Annotated in this window: 15 protein-coding genes; 7 read left to right on the forward strand and 8 right to left on the reverse strand. The window is 60.3% G+C overall.

Annotated elements, in window-relative coordinates:
* Positions 1–45 precede the first annotated feature (45 nt).
* Positions 46–504 carry a CopD family protein gene (locus ACQ4OE_RS08045; protein WP_430946295.1) on the reverse strand — a complete coding sequence of 153 codons (459 nt, stop codon included), beginning with the start codon at positions 502–504 and terminating at the stop codon, positions 46–48.
* A gap of 99 nt (positions 505–603) precedes the next feature.
* On the opposite strand from ACQ4OE_RS08045, the gene dinG reads away from it, so the two are divergent.
* From dinG to pdxH, 5 genes are all read left to right on the forward strand, one after another.
* Positions 604–2,748, forward strand: coding sequence for an ATP-dependent DNA helicase DinG (gene dinG, locus ACQ4OE_RS08050; protein ID WP_122591523.1), 2,145 nt, complete (start codon positions 604–606; stop codon positions 2,746–2,748).
* Positions 2,749–2,842: 94 nt separating this feature from the next.
* Positions 2,843–5,320, forward strand: coding sequence for a beta-agarase (locus tag ACQ4OE_RS08055; protein ID WP_430946296.1), 2,478 nt, complete (start codon positions 2,843–2,845; stop codon positions 5,318–5,320).
* 103 nt (positions 5,321–5,423) lie between these two features.
* Positions 5,424–6,569, forward strand: a complete 1,146-nt coding sequence (locus tag ACQ4OE_RS08060) for a serine hydrolase domain-containing protein (protein ID WP_430946297.1) — start codon at positions 5,424–5,426, stop codon at positions 6,567–6,569.
* Positions 6,570–6,682: 113 nt separating this feature from the next.
* Entirely contained in the window at positions 6,683–7,789 is a 1,107-nt protein-coding gene (locus tag ACQ4OE_RS08065; RefSeq protein ID WP_430946298.1) for an OmpA family protein, read from the forward strand.
* A gap of 24 nt (positions 7,790–7,813) precedes the next feature.
* On the forward strand, positions 7,814–8,461 hold the full coding sequence (gene pdxH, locus ACQ4OE_RS08070; protein ID WP_430946299.1) for a pyridoxamine 5'-phosphate oxidase: 648 nt from the start codon (positions 7,814–7,816) through the stop codon (positions 8,459–8,461).
* A 5-nt stretch (positions 8,462–8,466) separates the two neighbouring features.
* Here the strand turns inward: pdxH and ACQ4OE_RS08075 are convergent, their stop codons facing one another.
* Positions 8,467–8,703, reverse strand: coding sequence for a hypothetical protein (locus tag ACQ4OE_RS08075; protein ID WP_430946300.1), 237 nt, complete (start codon positions 8,701–8,703; stop codon positions 8,467–8,469).
* Between the two features lie 180 nt (positions 8,704–8,883).
* On the opposite strand from ACQ4OE_RS08075, the gene ACQ4OE_RS08080 reads away from it, so the two are divergent.
* Positions 8,884–9,348 (forward strand): glycine zipper 2TM domain-containing protein, encoded by a 465-nt coding sequence (locus tag ACQ4OE_RS08080; protein WP_122591533.1) that lies wholly within the window; start codon positions 8,884–8,886, stop codon positions 9,346–9,348.
* An 84-nt stretch (positions 9,349–9,432) separates the two neighbouring features.
* On the opposite strand, the gene ACQ4OE_RS08085 is transcribed toward ACQ4OE_RS08080, so the two are convergent.
* From ACQ4OE_RS08085 to nhaA, 3 genes are all read right to left on the reverse strand, one after another.
* The gene (locus ACQ4OE_RS08085) at positions 9,433–9,657 is read right to left on the reverse strand and encodes a pyocin S6 family toxin immunity protein (RefSeq protein ID WP_430946301.1); all 225 of its coding nucleotides are present in this window, start codon (positions 9,655–9,657) and stop codon (positions 9,433–9,435) included.
* A complete protein-coding gene (locus ACQ4OE_RS08090) occupies positions 9,654–10,838 on the reverse strand; it encodes a colicin E3/pyocin S6 family cytotoxin (protein WP_430946302.1) in 1,185 nt (394 codons plus the stop codon). The genes ACQ4OE_RS08085 and ACQ4OE_RS08090 overlap by 4 nt, the downstream gene beginning before the upstream one ends.
* A 172-nt stretch (positions 10,839–11,010) precedes the next feature.
* Entirely contained in the window at positions 11,011–12,195 is a 1,185-nt protein-coding gene (gene nhaA, locus ACQ4OE_RS08095; RefSeq protein WP_430946303.1) for a Na+/H+ antiporter NhaA, read from the reverse strand.
* Positions 12,196–12,446: 251 nt separating this feature from the next.
* Here nhaA and ACQ4OE_RS08100 point away from each other — a divergent pair, with 251 nt between their 5' ends.
* Positions 12,447–13,541 (forward strand): PLP-dependent cysteine synthase family protein, encoded by a 1,095-nt coding sequence (locus ACQ4OE_RS08100; protein WP_430946304.1) that lies wholly within the window; start codon positions 12,447–12,449, stop codon positions 13,539–13,541.
* Positions 13,542–13,672: 131 nt separating this feature from the next.
* On the opposite strand, the gene ACQ4OE_RS08105 is transcribed toward ACQ4OE_RS08100, so the two are convergent.
* The 3 genes from ACQ4OE_RS08105 to ACQ4OE_RS08115 form a co-directional block, all read right to left on the reverse strand.
* Positions 13,673–15,286: an NAD(P)/FAD-dependent oxidoreductase gene (locus ACQ4OE_RS08105; protein WP_430946305.1), complete on the reverse strand. Its 1,614-nt coding sequence runs from the start codon at positions 15,284–15,286 to the stop codon at positions 13,673–13,675.
* Between the two features lie 97 nt (positions 15,287–15,383).
* Positions 15,384–16,037, reverse strand: coding sequence for a COG3650 family protein (locus ACQ4OE_RS08110; RefSeq protein WP_430946306.1), 654 nt, complete (start codon positions 16,035–16,037; stop codon positions 15,384–15,386).
* A gap of 59 nt (positions 16,038–16,096) precedes the next feature.
* Positions 16,097–16,696: a short chain dehydrogenase gene (locus tag ACQ4OE_RS08115; protein ID WP_430946307.1), complete on the reverse strand. Its 600-nt coding sequence runs from the start codon at positions 16,694–16,696 to the stop codon at positions 16,097–16,099.
* Between the last annotated feature and the right edge of the window lie 75 nt (positions 16,697–16,771).

The raw sequence follows: 16,771 nt of genomic DNA on the forward strand, positions 1-16,771 counted from the left end.
CGCGGAGCGTCCCTTGCGGCATTCCCACGCAGAGCGTGGGAACGATCACGGCCTCGCCGCCGCAATCGCCACCAGCACCAACCCGACAATCAGATTAATCCCCACCACCCGGCGAATCCGCCCCAGCACCGCCGCGCCCGTCGGCCAGTCCTTCGCTTCAACCGCCGTGCGCAATTCCGGCAGCATCAACCCCTGAATCCGAATAAACAGCGCCGTCATCACCACGTACAACCCGATCATCACCTGCACGTATTTCGGCGCGGTCTCGAAACCGACCTGCTGCAAATGCAACATGCCGACGCCGCTGATCGGCAGCAGGATCACCGCGACCCACACCCAGCGGAAAAAACCTTGAAACACTTCCACCCACAAGGTCAGCCGGGCAGGGCCTTCGAGGGCCTTCACCGCCGCGGGGCGCAGGACCATCCAGGCGAAAAACATGCCGCCGACCCACACTAATGCGGACAGCACATGCAGGGGGTAAACGAGGCTAAAAGGTGTCATTGGGGCACTCCGTTCTGCGCGGGATTAATTAGCGGGGTATGATAGCCGCCATCCGAAACCACTGAAAATTTATCCAGCGTTTTTTGCGCCCGACAATCCATGATCAGCACTGAACTCAAAACCACGATCCAGGGCGCCTACTCGCGTTTTCTAGAGGCCAAGAGCCTCAAACCGCGTTACGGCCAGCGCCTGATGATCGCTGAAATCGCCAAAGTCCTCGGGGATATCGACACCGACGACGAAGGCCGGCGCAGTGGCGACCCCGCGATTGTCGCGGTGGAAGCCGGCACCGGTACCGGCAAGACAGTGGCCTACAGTATGGCGGCGATCCCCACGGCCAAAGCTGCCGGCAAGCGTCTGGTCATTGCGACTGCGACCGTCGCGCTGCAAGAGCAAATCGTCTACAAGGATTTGCCCGACCTGATGCGCAACAGCGGGCTGAATTTCACCTTCGCGCTGGCCAAGGGGCGTGGCCGCTATATGTGCCTGTCCAAGCTCGACATGCTGTTGCAGGAAGGCCACGCGCAAACCGCCACCGCGCAACTGTTCGAGGAAGAAGGCTTCAAGATCGAAGTCGATGAAGCCAGTCAGAAGCTGTTCACCAGCATGATTGAAAAGCTCGCCGGCAATAAATGGGATGGCGACCGCGACAGCTGGCCGAATGCGCTGGAAGACGCCGACTGGGCGCGCCTGACTACCGATCATAGCCAGTGCACCAACCGTCATTGCCCGAACTTTGGCCAGTGCGCTTTCTACAAGGCCCGCGAAGGCATGGGCAAGGTTGACGTGATCGTCACCAACCACGACATGGTGCTGGCTGACCTGGCCCTTGGCGGCGGTGCGGTACTGCCCGATCCGCGCGACACCATTTACGTGTTCGACGAAGGCCACCACTTGCCGGACAAGGCGATCGGCCACTTCGCCCATTACACGCGCCTGCGTTCCACCGCCGACTGGCTGGAAACCACTGCGAAGAACCTGACCAAACTGCTCGCTCAGCACCCGTTGCCGGGCGATCTCGGCAAATTGATCGAGCAGGTGCCGGAGCTGGCGCGCGAGATCAAGGCCCAGCAACAGTTCATGTTCAGCGCCTGCGAACAGGTTGCCGATTTCAAACCCGGTGAAGACGTCGAGGGCCGTGAGCGGCCGCGTTATCGTTTCGTCGCCGGGGTGATTCCTGAGCACATCCGCGAAATGGGCATCGAGCTGAAGAAAGGCTTCTCGCGCCTCAACGATCTGTTCACCCGCCTGACCGACCTGCTCAAGGAAGGCATGGACGGCGAGGTCAACATCGGCATCGCCAGCAATCAGGCGGAAGAGTGGTATCCGCTGTTCGGCAGCCTGTTGTCCCGCGCCTCCGGCAACTGGGAACTGTGGACCGCGTTCACCGCCGAAGACCCGGAAGACAGCCCGCCGATGGCACGTTGGCTGACGCTGGCCGAAAGCGGTTCGCTGTTTGACATCGAGGTCAACGCCAGCCCGATCCTGGCCGCCGAAACTTTGCGCCGCAGCCTGTGGAACGTCGCCTACGGTTGCCTCGTCACGTCGGCAACCCTGACCGCGCTGGGCACGTTTGACCGCTTCCGCATGCGTGCCGGTCTGCCGAAAAAAGCCGTCACCGCCGTGGTGCCGAGCCCGTTCCACCACGCCGATGCCGGTGTGCTACGGGTGCCGGATCTGAAAGCCGATCCGCGCGATGCCGCTGCTCATACGGCGGCGATCATTCGGGAGTTGCCGGATCTGGTCGAAGGATCGCGCGGCACGCTGGTGCTGTTCTCTTCGCGCAAACAGATGCAGGACGTGTTCGACGGTCTCGACCGCGATTGGCGCAAACAAGTGTTCATTCAAGGCAACCTGTCGAAACAGGAAACCCTGAACAAGCACAAGGCGCGGGTCGATGGTGGTGATTCCAGCGTCCTGTTCGGTCTCGCCAGTTTCGCCGAAGGTGTGGACTTGCCGGGCGCCTATTGCGAACACGTGGTGATTGCCAAGATTCCGTTCTCGGTGCCGGACGATCCGGTCGAAGCGGCGTTGTCGGAGTGGATCGAAGCCCGGGGCGGCAATCCGTTCATGGAGATCTCGGTGCCCGACGCTTCGCTGAAACTGGTGCAGGCCTGCGGGCGTCTGCTGCGTACCGAAGAAGACCGCGGCACTATCACTTTGCTGGATCGGCGGCTGGTCACCCAGCGCTACGGCAAAGCGATCCTCAATGCGTTGCCCCCTTTCCGTCGTGAAATATCCTGAGACAACGGTGGGCAGTTTTGCCCGCCGCGCTGTCTATCTCTCTGCCATGCTTTTCCATTGGCCTTAGTTGGTCGTTAGGGAGAACTCCGTTCTTATGATCCGCCGTTCGTTGCCTGCCGTATTCGTCTTGATCTTTGCTGCGCCGTTGCTCGCAGCGCCCGCTGGTCAGCAGACACTGTTCAACTTTGTCCGTCCTGCCGACGTGGTGAAGATCGCCACCGAAAACGCTGATCTGCCGCAAGCCAACGCCGAGCAAACCCCGGAAGGCGAAGTGCTGCGCCGGGTGACGTTCAATCCAGTGGCCCGCCCGACGTTGCGTTTGACCCCGCAAACCGGCGCGTGGGACTGGTCGCAGTCGGGGATGATGACCCTGCGTTTGCAGAGTGCGATGAACTGGGCCGTCACCGTTTACGTGCAAATCCAGAGCAATGACGGCCGTACACTGGTCAGCCGTGTCGATCTGCCGGCCGGCCCTGCGCAAACGTTGCTGGTGCCATTGGTAGCCTCCACGCCATTAAGCCAAGGCATGAAAGCCGGGCCGCCGATGCCGATGACCGTCGATGGTCAGCGCATTTTGCTGGCCAGCAGCAGCGGCGAGATTGATCGCAGCCAAGTGGTCTCGGTGAGTCTGTCGATGGATCAGCCGAAAGTCGCCCAGAGCTTGCTGTTGGAGCGTTTTGGCGTGCAGGACGGCGACTCGGTCACCCAAGCGGTGTACGGCAATCTGGTCGACGCCTACGGGCAATCGACCCGCAGCAAATGGCCGGAAAAAGTCAGCAGCGACGAACAATTGAAATCAGCCGCCGCCAAGGAACAGCAACAGCTGAAAACCTGGCTGGCCGAGCGCGAGAAGTCTTCGCTGGACAAGTTCGGCGGCTGGAACAAAGGCCCGACGTTCAAGGCCAGCGGCTTTTTCCGCACCGAAAAACGTGATGGCCGCTGGTATCTGGTCACCCCTGAAGGGCATCCGTTCTACTCGCTGGGCGTAAACACGGTCAGCGCCGACGTCAACCAGACGTACGTGGCCGGTCGCGAGTACATGTTCGAATCCCTGCCCAAAGCCGAGGAGCCACTGGCCAGACATTTTGGCGAGGGTGATAACCGTGGCGGCAACGGCGTCGATCAGGGCCGGGGTTACGGCAATGGACGCTGGTACGACTTCTACGGCGCCAATCTGCAGCGTATCCACGGCGATCCATGCAATACCGACAGCGAAAGCAAGTCCGGTGTTGCCGAAGCCGCGAAGACTGAAGCCGCTGAAACCGCCGCCGTCAATGCGACAGAGCCTGTGACGGCGCCGGCCGAGCCGAAGTCCGGCGTTGCCGAAGCCGCCAAGACTGACGCCGTGCAGGTGACGGCTGAAAAGGCTGCCGCGCCGTGCAAAGCGACCATCGATGAGCAGCAATGGACCCATCACACGCTCGATCGACTGCAAGCCTGGGGTTTCAACACCGTCGGCAACTGGAGCGCCGATTCGCTAAGTGAAGCCGAACGCGTGCCGTACACCTTGCCGCTGTCGATCGTCGGCGACTACACCAGTATCAGTACCGGCAGCGACTGGTGGGGCGGCATGCCGGATCCGTTCGATCCGCGTTTCGCCATGGCGACCGAGCGCGCCGTGGCTATCGCTGCCCGCGATCACCGCGATGATCCGTGGCTGATCGGCTATTACGCCGACAACGAATTGGCGTGGGCCGGTCCTGGCGATGACCCGAAATCCCGTTACGCCTTGGCGTACGGCACGTTGAAGATGACCACCGATGTGCCGGCCAAGCGCGCGTTCCTCAAGCAATTGCGCGACAAGTACCGCAATCAGGCCGGACTGTCGAAAGCCTGGGGCATTGATTTGCCGGCGTGGGAATTGATGGAAGACCCGGGCTTCGAGCCGCCCTTGCCAAGCCCGGAACATCCGGAAATCGAGGCGGACTTCAAATACTTCCAGAAGGTCTTCGCCGACACCTACTTCAAGACCATCTCCGACTCGCTGAAATGGCACGCGCCGAACCAATTGCTGCTCGGTGGCCGCTTCGCTATCAGCACCCCGGAAGCGGTGGCGTCCTGCGCGCAGTATTGCGATGTGCTGAGTTTCAATATGTACACGCTCAAGCCGCAGGACGGCTATGACTTCGCGGCGCTGGCGGCTTTGGACAAACCGGTGTTGATCACCGAATTCAACTTTGGCTCGGCTGACCGTGGCCCGTTCTGGGGCGGGGTGACGCAACTGGGCAAAGAAGAAGACCGCGCCCCGGCGTATGCCAACTTCCTCAAGCAGGCCTTGAGCGAACCGTCGATTGTCGGCGTGCACTGGTTCCAGTATCTCGATCAACCGGTCACCGGGCGTTTGCTTGATGGCGAGAACGGTCATTTCGGGCTGGTCGGAGTGACGGATCTGCCGTATCAGGGCTTTGTCGAGGCGGTGCGCAAGAGCAATCTGCAGGCGATTGATCAGCTCGGCAAAGAGGCGGAGAAAGCCGCCGCTGCAGGGCATGAGGCTGAAGGCGGGCGCAAAGGCGAGGCCGGGAAAGGGCCGGGGGCAGGGCATGCCGGTGGGCATTCGGGGAATGGTCACTAACGGAAATCAGAAATAACCGTCTGGCCCGCAGCTGTTCCCAAATCCCTCAAGGGCTGGAACAATGCGGGCCACTTTGTAGAGCGTTTTCGCGGGGGAGTTGCGGGTGCAGATTCAGGGACATTACGAGCTTCAATTCGAAGCGGTGCGCGACGCTTTCGCGGCACTGTTCGACGATCCCCAGGAACGCGGCGCAGCCCTGTGCATTCAGGTCGGTGGAGAAACCGTCCTCGACCTCTGGTCCGGTACCGCCGACAAGGACGGCGCTGAAGCCTGGCACAGCGACACCATCGCCAACCTGTTCTCCTGCACCAAAACCTTTACCGCCGTCACCGCCCTGCAACTGGTTGCCGAAGGCAAGTTGCAACTCGATGTTCCGGTGGCCCGCTACTGGCCCGAGTTCGCCGCTGCGGGCAAAGAATCCGTCACCTTGCGCCAATTGCTCTGCCATCAGGCCGGTCTGCCGGCCCTGCGCGAGTTGCTGGCGCCCGAAGCCCTTTACGACTGGCAAACCATGGTCGACGCCCTCGCCGCCGAAGCACCGTGGTGGACGCCGGGCACCGGTCACGGTTACGCCGCGATCACTTACGGCTGGTTAGTTGGCGAATTGCTGCGGCGCGCCGACGGTCGCGGGCCGGGCGAATCCATCGTCGCGCGCGTGGCCAAGCCGCTAGGTCTGGATTTCCACGTTGGTCTGGCTGACGAAGAATTCCATCGCGTGGCGCACATCGCGCGGGGCAAAGGCAATGCGGGCGACGCCGCCGCGCAACGCCTGCTGCAAGTGACCATGCGCGAACCGACCGCGATGACCACCCGCGCCTTCACCAATCCGCCGTCGGTGCTCACCAGCACCAACAAACCCGAATGGCGGCGCATGCAGCAACCGGCGGCCAACGGCCACGGCAATGCGCGCAGCCTCGCCGGGTTCTACGCCGGGTTGCTCGACGGCAGCCTGCTCGAAAGCGACATGCTCCAAGAGCTGACCCGCGAGCACAGCCTCGGCGAAGACAAGACGTTGCTGACCCGCACCCGTTTCGGTCTGGGCTGCATGCTTGATCAGCCGGAGGTGCCTAATGCCACTTACGGCCTCGGCCCACGGGCGTTTGGCCATCCTGGCGCGGGCGGTTCCATCGGTTTCGCTGACCCTGAACATGATGTCGCCTTCGGATTCGTGACAAACACCCTGGGGCCGTACGTTTTGATGGATCCGCGCGCGCAGAAGCTCGCGCGGGTCCTTGCCACTTGTCTGTAAAGTTCCATCCGGGGCTCCAGGGTCGGAACCTCAAGCGTTATTTCGATTCAAATCGACTGTTTATCCGGGCGAAAGTGCTCTGATTTTTCATTACTTCATTTTGTGGATTTTCAATGTCATCTAAAAAGACCCTCGCCCTGGCCCTGTGTGTAGCGATCACCGGTTGCGCACAGACCCCGAAAAACGATGCAGACGGCAGCAGTTGGTGGCCGTTCGGTTCTTCCGACAAAGTCGCGGCCAACGAGCCGGCACCGGCTCCAGCGCCATTGAAAACCGCCGCTACTGCACCAGTGGCGAAATCTGAAAGCAGCAGCCCTTGGTACTGGCCATTCGGTTCCGATGATGAAGCGGCCAAGGCTGACATGAAGGCTGAAGTCGCCCCCGAAGCGAAAAAACCAGTCGCCGTGGCCAAGGCTGACGCCGACACCGGCAGCAAGTGGTGGTGGCCGTTCGGTGGCAAGGATCAGCCAACCACCAAAGCTGTGCCGATGCCGGATCCGAAAGTCACGCAAGCCTGGCTCGACGACTATGAGCCGCGCCTGCGTGAAGCGGTCAAGGACAGCAATCTGCAACTGGAGCGCCGTGAAAACGTGCTGGTCGTGACGGCGCCGGTGGAAGGCTCGTTCAACCCGGATCGCCCGGCGATGCTGCTGCCCGTCACCCTCGGCCCGTTCACTCGCGTGGCGAAAATCCTCGAAGCTGACCCGAAAACCGCCGTGCTGGTTTTGGGCCACAGCGACACCAGCGGCGCTGCTCCGGCCAACACCAAATTGAGCCAGGAACGTGCCCAGGCCGTGGCCGCGATTTTCCGCCTCAGCGGCCTGCAGCGTGATCGTCTGATGCTACGCGGCATGGGTTCCGAAGCGCCGCGTGCGGCCAACGACAGCGTTGAAGGTCGTGCCCTGAACCGTCGCGTCGAACTGCTGGTGACCCCACAAAACACCATGGTCGCGCTGTTGAGCAAGTACAACATGCCGGCGCCTAAGCCGGTGACCATGGTCGCTGCACAAGACGTCAAGCCAGTGGCCAAACCGGTGACGCCGGCGCCTGCGGCGAAAAAAGCCGCTGTGCCTGCCGCGAAAAAGGCTCCCGTCAAGAAAGCCGCTGCCAAGGCGCCAGCGAAAAAAGCTCCGGCCAAGGCTCCAGCGAAGAAAACCACGCCAGCCAAAGCCGCCGCCACCGACAAGAAAGTCGCCGCGACCGATACCACCAAGAAGTGATCCGCTAACGAAAAGGAATGCGCCATGACCCAGGCTCTGGCAGATATGCGTCGTGATTACACCCGTGATGGCCTGACCGAGGCGCAAGCCCCGGCCGAGCCGTTTGCGCTGTTTCACCAATGGTTTGCCGACGCGGTGAAAACCGAACAGGCGCCGGTGGAAGCCAATGCCATGACCCTGGCCACGGTCGATGCGCAAGGGCGTCCGCATTGCCGCATTCTGCTGCTCAAGGGCCTGGACGCGCAGGGCTTTACCTTCTTCACCAACTACGACAGTGCCAAGGGCCAACATCTGGCGGCCAATCCGTTCGCCGCCATGACGTTCTTTTGGCCAACCCTCGAGCGCCAGGTGCGCATCGAAGGCCGCGTTGTGAAGGTCACGCCTGAGGAGTCCGACGCGTATTACCAGGTGCGTCCGCTGGGCAGCCGTCTCGGCGCCTGGGCATCACCGCAGAGCCGGGTGATCAACGGTCGCGGTGAACTGGAAGATTTGCTCAAGGCCACCGAACAGCGTTTCTCCGATACCCAACCCGACTGCCCCGAACATTGGGGCGGTTACCGCCTGCTGCCTGAGCGCATCGAGTTCTGGCAGGGCCGTCCGAGCCGTCTGCACGATCGCCTCAACTACCGTGTGCAGGGCGCCGACTGGATTCTTGAACGTCTGGCACCCTGAACAGTCTACCGAGCGGGATACTCTGCTGACGCGGCCTCCAGCCACTTCGGCAGATCCCGACGCTTGATCTTCTGCACCTGAGCGCGGGCCAACTGTTCGAGCATGAAGGCGCGTTTGCCCTCATCCTTGCCGGCCAGCGACAGCGCCAGGTCACGATCCATCCAGCGCCTGATCCGCACTAACAACCACCAGTGGAAGTACAAACCGGCGGCAGTGGTGACGACGATGATGAAGTAATCCATGAAAAATCCTTGGTCTCGGTGGCGCAGACTCAGCTATTTGGCGCTACTGTAGGGCTATGTCAGGTGACGCGTGCAGGCGTCTGTACCGCGCCTGAATGAAACAGAATTTGTCCGGGCAGCGTCGTGACAGGCGTCAAGCCACGGAGTTTAATGAACATATGTTCCTTTGGAGTTGATGCTATGCGTAAGTCTGTTCTGCTGGTTGCTTCCTTTTCCACGATGGCGATGTTACTGACCGGCTGCCAGTCGAGCCTGACCGGTGACTCCTACTCCCGTGACGAAGCGCGTCGCGTGCAGACGATTCGCATGGGCACCATCGAATCCCTGCGCCCGGTCAAAATCGAAGGCACCAAAACCCCGATCGGCGGCATCGCCGGTGCAGCGGTCGGCGGCGTTGGCGGCAGCGCCATCGGCGGCGGCAAGGGCAGCATCGTTGCGGCGGTGATCGGTGCGGTGGCGGGTGGCCTGCTCGGCTCGGCAACGGAAGAAGGCCTGACCCGGACTCAAGGTGTGGAAATCACCGTGCGTGAAGACGACGGCAGCATGCGTGCCTATGTGCAGCAAGTGCAGGAGAACGAAGTGTTCCGCGTTGGCGAACGCGTGCGCATCTCCACCGTCGGCGGGACCAGCCGCGTTTCGCACTAAGCGGAATGTAGGGTCGAAAGAAAACCCCGATCAGGTGACTGGTCGGGGTTTTTGTTTTTTGTTTTTTGTTTTCGGCGCGGCGAGCTAAATCTGAGTGGATAGATAAAGGTCAAGATGTCGAGGAAGGCTGATCGCGCATGCTTCTTCAATATCAATAACCTGCTGCTCCGTCAGCCTATAGTCGTGCTGGGACTCTTCTTCACTCTCCCAGCCCATGACTCTTGTTAAATCTGATGTAGCGATGGCAAGCGTTTGGTGAAAGAGTGGGAAATCTTCTCCTCTCTTTACTCCCATGACATGGTGTTTCATGGTTCTACCCTTCTGGTTGGATCTGCCGGTTTTGTTTGCTCGCCTGTTACGTGATTAAACTCTCCGAAATGTTTTCCACGCTTTGTATATTTTTCAATGGCTCCATGTCGAAAGTCCCATTCATAAATTACGCCGTCTCTGTCTTTCCAACGTGGGCGTAATCCTCCGCCACCCTTTATTGGCGTTTTTGGCGTAGCCCATCGGGCATCGGGATATGCCGGCAGGTTTTCGGGCTTTTGATGGTAGTTTCCATGTGAAATGTTCGCTACAACGTAGACCGGTCGTATCCCCGAATGCGCCGGAAAAACCAGAATGAAATCCCGGTAATCCGGCGGATAAACCGGATTCACCAGAATTCCATCCGCCGCTTTCGTCGGCGGATACACCCAGATATGTGGTGCTTGCGGTGCAGCCTCCAGCGCCGGAATACCAAGGATGTCCGAGCCATCCACAGCAGGCGTCCAGATCAGTTTTACACCTTCGCCTAAGTCAGCAATGAACTGGCTGCCACGCAACTTGAACTGCACGACATCAACCATTTCCCAATCACGATTCTTGCCGGTGTAGAAGCCGTAGCCCTTCAAGCTTCCATCAGCCTGTTGTTCGACTCTCAATCGAACACGCGTTCGCGCCTGTTCAAGTCCGCGCAGTTGCTCGTCGGTATAGAGCGCGCTGTCGCCAAGGCTCGATGGCATGAACAGCGCAACCAAGCCAACCAAAGGTCCAACAGCCGCGCTTGATACAGCAGCAGGCAATGCTTCGAAAGCCGACCCCGCCAACGCCAGACTGCCAAACCCAGCCGGGACGGCCGTAGCTCCAATTTTCTTGAGAGGAACTGCGCCGCTTTCATCGGCCTCACGCGCGCCCAGCAGAATCAGATCGCCGTAATCCTTCAGACTGTCAGTCGGCACCATGCCCGAGGGATTGCTGTAATCAATAATCGCATCCGGCAATTTGCAGGACTTGGCGAATACGCAGCCAGCCCGAACGGGCTCAGCCTTTTTGATCGCCACCTCACGGCTACGCTCGAAAGCCTCCTGCCGGGCGAGCATGGCGTCATAAGCGTTTTGTCTGGCGTCACGTTCAGCCAGTTCACTGACCGTCATGTAGCGGTAGGTGACGTGATGCCCGTCGCCTTGCGGTGGGTTTTGAACCCGAGGAATGTCCTTGTTGCCAGCCACTGATCGTCCTTTCGTTCATCCGTCGACAGCCCTTCGCAAAGGGCTGCGCAACGTTAACGAAGCAGAAAAATGGTGGCTGTAGGACGCGTCGCTAAAGACGTGGGGATTGTTCGCCGTGTAACAGGAACGCAGGAAATTTGTGGCGAGGGAGCTTGCTCCCTCGCCACAGAGGTTATATCGCTTGGGAGTTCTTGCGACTCGCCGCCGCCGTCACCGCATAACCAATCAACGCCGCCAGAATCGACCCGGTCAAAATGCCCATCCGGTCCATGCCTGCGTAATCACTCACGCCCGGTTCGAAGGCCAGCGAGCCGACGAACAGGCTCATGGTGAAGCCGATCCCGCAGAGGATCGCCACGCCCAGCACCTGACCCCAATTTGCGCCTTGGGGCAGGGCGGCGATGCCGACTTTGACGGCCAGCCAGGTCAGGCCGAACACGCCGACGGTTTTGCCCAGGAGCAGGCCGACCGCAATGCCCATCGGCACATGATGGGTGAAGCTTTCGACGGTCACGCCGCTCAGCGACAGACCAGCGTTGGCGAAGGCGAACAGCGGCAGGATGCCGTAGGCGACCCACGGGTGCAGCGCATGTTCGAGGGTCAGCAGTGGCGACGGCTCGGCGTTTTTCGTGCGTAGCGGAATGCAGAAGGCCAGGGTCACGCCGGCCAGCGTCGCGTGGACACCGCTTTTGAGCACGCAGACCCAAAGGATCAAACCAATGATCATGTACGGCCCGAGCTTGACCACGCCGAGCCGGTTCATCGCTACCAGCGCCGCGATACAGGCTGCCGCGAGACCCAGCGACAGGGTCGACAGTTCGCCGGAATAGAAGATCGCAATGATCACGATGGCGCCAAGGTCATCGATGATCGCCAGGGTCATCAGGAACAGCTTCAGCGACACCGGGACTCGCTTGCCAAGCAGGGCCAGGACGCCGAGGGCGAAGGCGATGTCGGTGGCCGTCGGAATCGCCCAGCCGCTGAGGGCTGCAGGGTTGTCGCGGTTCAGGAACCAGTAGATCAGCGCTGGCACCAGCATGCCGCCGATCGCCGCCGCACCGGGCAGGACGATCTGCGACGGTTTCGACAGTTGACCGTCGAGAACTTCGCGTTTCACTTCCAGGCCAATCAGCAGGAAGAACATCGCCATCAGGCCGTCGTTGATCCACAGCAGCAGGGGTTTAGCGATTTTCAACGCACCGATCTGCGCCACCACTGGGGTGTCGAGCAGGCCGGTGTACAGCCACGACAGCGGCGAGTTGTTGATAATCAGAGCCAGGATGGCTGCGGCGATCAATAACAGACCGCTGGCAGCTTCCAACTGAAAGAAACGCGTGAAAGTGCTACGCAGAGGCAAGGTCGCTCTCCATGGAATCGTCAAAAAGGTGCGACACCCTAACCCGTACCCTTAGTTGTTAAAACAAAAGTTATATTCTTTTTTGTTATATGTCGTTACAGGGTGTCTAGCTCAAGCCACGCTGAGCCTAGCAGTTGTCTGACACATTGAGACTCAGCTGTATCTGTGCGCGCTGTAGGTTTTTTCCTAAGCTGACGAGTGAGCCTTTCGAACAGATCTATTCCCTGCCCGATTCAACGAGAACTTTCACCATGAGCGACAACCGACAGTGGGCCCGCGAAGCCATCCGCATCATCGAAGCGGACTTTCAGCGCAGCGCCGACACCCACCTGATCCCTTTGCCGCTGCCGGGTTTCGCGGGCATCGAGTTGTATTTCAAGGATGAGTCCAGCCATCCGACTGGCAGCCTTAAACATCGCTTGGCCCGTTCACTGTTTCTCTACGCACTGTGTAATGGCTGGTTGAAACCCGGTGCCCCGGTCATCGAGGCGTCCAGCGGTTCGACGGCGATTTCCGAGGCGTATTTTGCGCGGATGCTGGGCTTGCCGTTCATTGCGGTGATGCCGGCGACCACGTCCAAAGAGAAGATTGCGCAGATCGCCTTCTATGGTGGCCAAAGTCATCTGGTGAAAGATCCGACGCAGATTTACGCCGAATCCGAGCGTCTGGCCCGTGAGCATAGCGGTCACTTCATCGACCAGTTCACCTACGCCGAGCGCGCTACAGACTGGCGCGCGAACAACAACATCGCTGAATCGATCTTCCAGCAGATGCGCTACGAAAAGCACCCGGAACCGAGCTGGCTGATTTCCAGCCCTGGCACCGGCGGCACCACTGCGACGCTCGGTCGTTATGTGCGCTATCGCCAGCACTGCACCCGCGTGTTGTGCGCCGATGCTGAGCGTTCGGTGTTTTTCGATTACTACCAGACTGGCGATGCAAGTCTGCGCCTGGAGTGCGGTTCGCGCATTGAAGGCATTGGCCGACCTCGGGTCGAGGCGTCGTTCCTGCCCAAGGTGATCGATGCGATGGTCAAAGTGCCGGACGCCTTGTCGCTGGCGGCCATGCATTACTTGGCGCAGCGTCTCGGGCGGCATGTTGGCGGGTCGAGCGGGACCAATCTGATCGGCGCTTTAATGGCGGCGCAGCAGATGAAGGCGACGGGGGAGTCGGGGTCGATCGTGGCGATTCTGTGCGATGGCGGCGAGCGTTACGCCGACACCTATTACGATCAGGATTGGCTGAAGATGCAGGGTTACGAGTTGGCCGATTTAATCGACGTCGTGGCGGCGAGTGCCGAGCGCGGTGAGCCGCTGCCGACTTCAGTCTTACGCGCCAATATTTAAAGAAGCACACAAAACAAATGTGGGAGCGAGCCTGCTCGCGAAGGGGTCATCTCATTCAACATCATCGTTGACTGAAATACCGCTTTCGCGAGCAGGCTCGCTCCCACATGGACTTGTGTTACTTCAGATGATTAGTCAGTCAGGCCGAGGATGTCGCGTGCCACCGCTTCAGCAATCCGAATCCCATCCACACCTGCCGACAGAATCCCGCCCGCATAACCCGCGCCCTCACCGGCCGGGAACAAGCCCTTCACGTTCATGCTCTGCAGCGTCTCGTTGCGGGTAATGCGCAGCGGGGACGAGGTGCGCGTCTCGATACCGGTCAACACCGCATCGTGCAGCGAGTAACCGCGAATCTGTTTCTCGAACGCCGGCAACGCTTCCCGAATCGCTTCAATGGCAAAGTCCGGCAACGCCAACGCCAAGTCACCCAGCGCTACACCCGGTTTGTACGACGGCTCGACTTCGCCCAGTTCGGTCGAAGGAATGTCGTTGATGAAGTCGCCAACCAGTTGCGCCGGTGCCTTGTAATCGCTGCCGCCGAGGATGAACGCGTGGGATTCCAGGCGTTCCTGCAACTCGATTCCGGCCAGCGGGCCCCCCGGATAATCGACTTCCGGGGTGATGCCTACGACGATGCCGGAGTTGGCGTTGCGCTCGTTACGCGAGTACTGGCTCATGCCGTTGGTGACCACCCGGTTCGGCTCGGAAGTGGCTGCCACCACGGTGCCGCCCGGGCACATGCAGAAGCTGTAGACCGAACGGCCGTTCTTGGCGTGGTGCACCAGTTTGTAGTCGGCGGCGCCGAGTTTCGGGTGGCCGGCGTACTTGCCCAGTCGCGCGCGGTCGATCAGCGATTGCGGGTGTTCGATACGGAAACCCACCGAGAACGGCTTGGCTTCCATGAACACGCCACGGCTGTGGAGCATGCGGAAGGTGTCGCGGGCGCTGTGGCCGAGGGCCAGAACCACGTGTTTCGAATGCAGGGTTTCGCCGCTGGCCAGTTCGACGCCGACCAGTTGGCCGTCTTCGATCAGCACGTCGGTGACGCGCTCCTGGAAGCGTACTTCGCCGCCCAGTTCGCGGATCTGTTCGCGCATGTTTTCAACCATGCCGGTCAGACGGAATGTACCGATGTGCGGCTTGCTGACGTAGAGGATTTCTTCCGGCGCGCCGGCCTTGACGAACTCGTGCAGGACTTTGCGGCCGAGGAATTTCGGGTCTTTGATCTGGCTGTACAGCTTGCCGTCAGAGAATGTTCCCGCGCCGCCTTCGCCGAACTGCACGTTGGATTCTGGATTGAGCACGCTTTTACGCCACAGGCCCCAAGTGTCTTTGGTGCGCTGACGAACTTCGGTGCCGCGTTCGAGAACGATCGGCTTGAAGCCCATTTGCGCCAGCAACAGGCCGGCAAAAATCCCGCACGGGCCGAAACCGACGATGATCGGGCGCTGACTCAGGTCGCTCGGCGCTTCACCGACGAATTTGTAGCTGACATCCGGCGCCACGTTGACGTTACGGTCGTCGGCGAACTTGCCCAACACCTTGGCCTCGTCGCGCACTTCGAGGTCGATGGTGTAGATGAAGCACAGTTCGGAGGACTTTTTGCGCGCGTCGTAGCTGCGCTTGAACAAGGTGAAATCGAGCAAATCATCGCTGGCGATGCCCAGACGCTGCACGATGGCAGGGCGCAGGTCTTCTTCGGGATGGTCGATTGGCAGCTTGAGTTCAGTGATTCGTAACATGGCGAGGATCCGGATTCGCGGGGCGCACAACTGCGCCAGGGCGTTTGAAGGCCGCGATTATAAGCCGCAAAGGCCGGATCCGGTGAGGCTAAAACGCTCAGTCGTTGCGCGATCCGCCGAAATACCCGCAACCGCGCTGCACCTGGCCATCGATGCGCAACTCGGCGCTCATGTGCTGCACGCTGCCGGTGCTGCTGTCGACGCAACGTTGCGGCGCGACCCACAATTCGATGCGCTGGTTGTTGGCTTCGCTGCTCAGATTGAAGCGGCCGTCGCCCAGCTGTTCTTCAACGTACGGCACGGCGAGTGGTGGCTGGCCGTCGCGGTCGATGACCATGCCTTTGCCGCTGACCTTGACGTTCCACTCCGGGCCATGGCCGGCGGCGCGCAGAATCAACAGTTTGAAATTCGGATCGTCGCAGGCGGTGCCGTTGCGTTCGACGCGATACAGCTGGGTCAGATCGAGGCGATCGCCTGAGACTTTGCCACGAACATCAGCGAACAGTTTGCCCTGCTCGTCGGCGAGGGTGGCAGCTTCCTGCAAAACGCTGGTGCCGCCAATGTCATTGACCACCAATTGGCGCTGATCCTGACACGGCTGGAACACCAGTTTGCCGTCAGCGGCAGTCAGTTGCCCCTGCATCCGCGTCTGCCCGACGTGCGAGGCACTTTCTCGCTGACCATCGAACAACTGGCAAGCGGCAAACAACGGCAGCAGGGCAACAACGACTAACGAACGGGCAACACGCATCTTCGGCTCTCCAGACAAGTGCCGCCACGTTACGCAGCCTGACCGTTCATCACAAGGGCTTAGCCCACGTGAAACGTCTGACCTGTTTGCAGGCCTTCGACACTTTTCGCGTAGGCCAACGCCACATCGGCCGCAGGCACTGGCTTGTAGCCACGGAAGTACGGCGCATATTTACCCATCGCTTCGAGCAACACGGTGGGGCTGATCGAGTTCACGCGCAGACCGCGAGGCAGTTCGGTGGCGGCTGCACGGACGAAGCTGTCGAGAGCGCCATTCACCAGCGCTGCCGAGGCGCCGCTGCGGATCGGATCGTGGCTGAGCACGCCAGTGGTGAAGGTGAATGAAGCGCCGTCGTTGGCAAATTCGCGGCCGATCAGCAGCAGGTTGACCTGGCCCATCAGCTTGTCTTTGAGGCCGAGGGCAAAACTGTCTTCAGTCATCTCACCTAGGGGTGCGAAGGTGACGTTGCCAGCGGCGCAGACCAGTGCATCGAACTTGCCGGTTTGTTCGAACAGTTTGCGGATTGACGCGCTGTCGCTGATATCCACCTGCAAATCACCGCTGCTGCGCCCGATGCGGATGACTTCGTGGCGTTGCGAGAGTTCTTTGTCCACCGCCGAACCGATGGTGCCGCCAGCGCCTATCAACAGAATTTTCATCGAGCTGTACCTCAAGTGATTGAACGAGGTTTCAGTCTAGAGTGGTTTTTTCTGTGGATAAGCGCGCTAATAGGC

It is taken from the genome of Pseudomonas sp. WC2 (assembly GCF_050586545.1).
In the GTDB taxonomy this organism is placed as follows: domain Bacteria; phylum Pseudomonadota; class Gammaproteobacteria; order Pseudomonadales; family Pseudomonadaceae; genus Aquipseudomonas.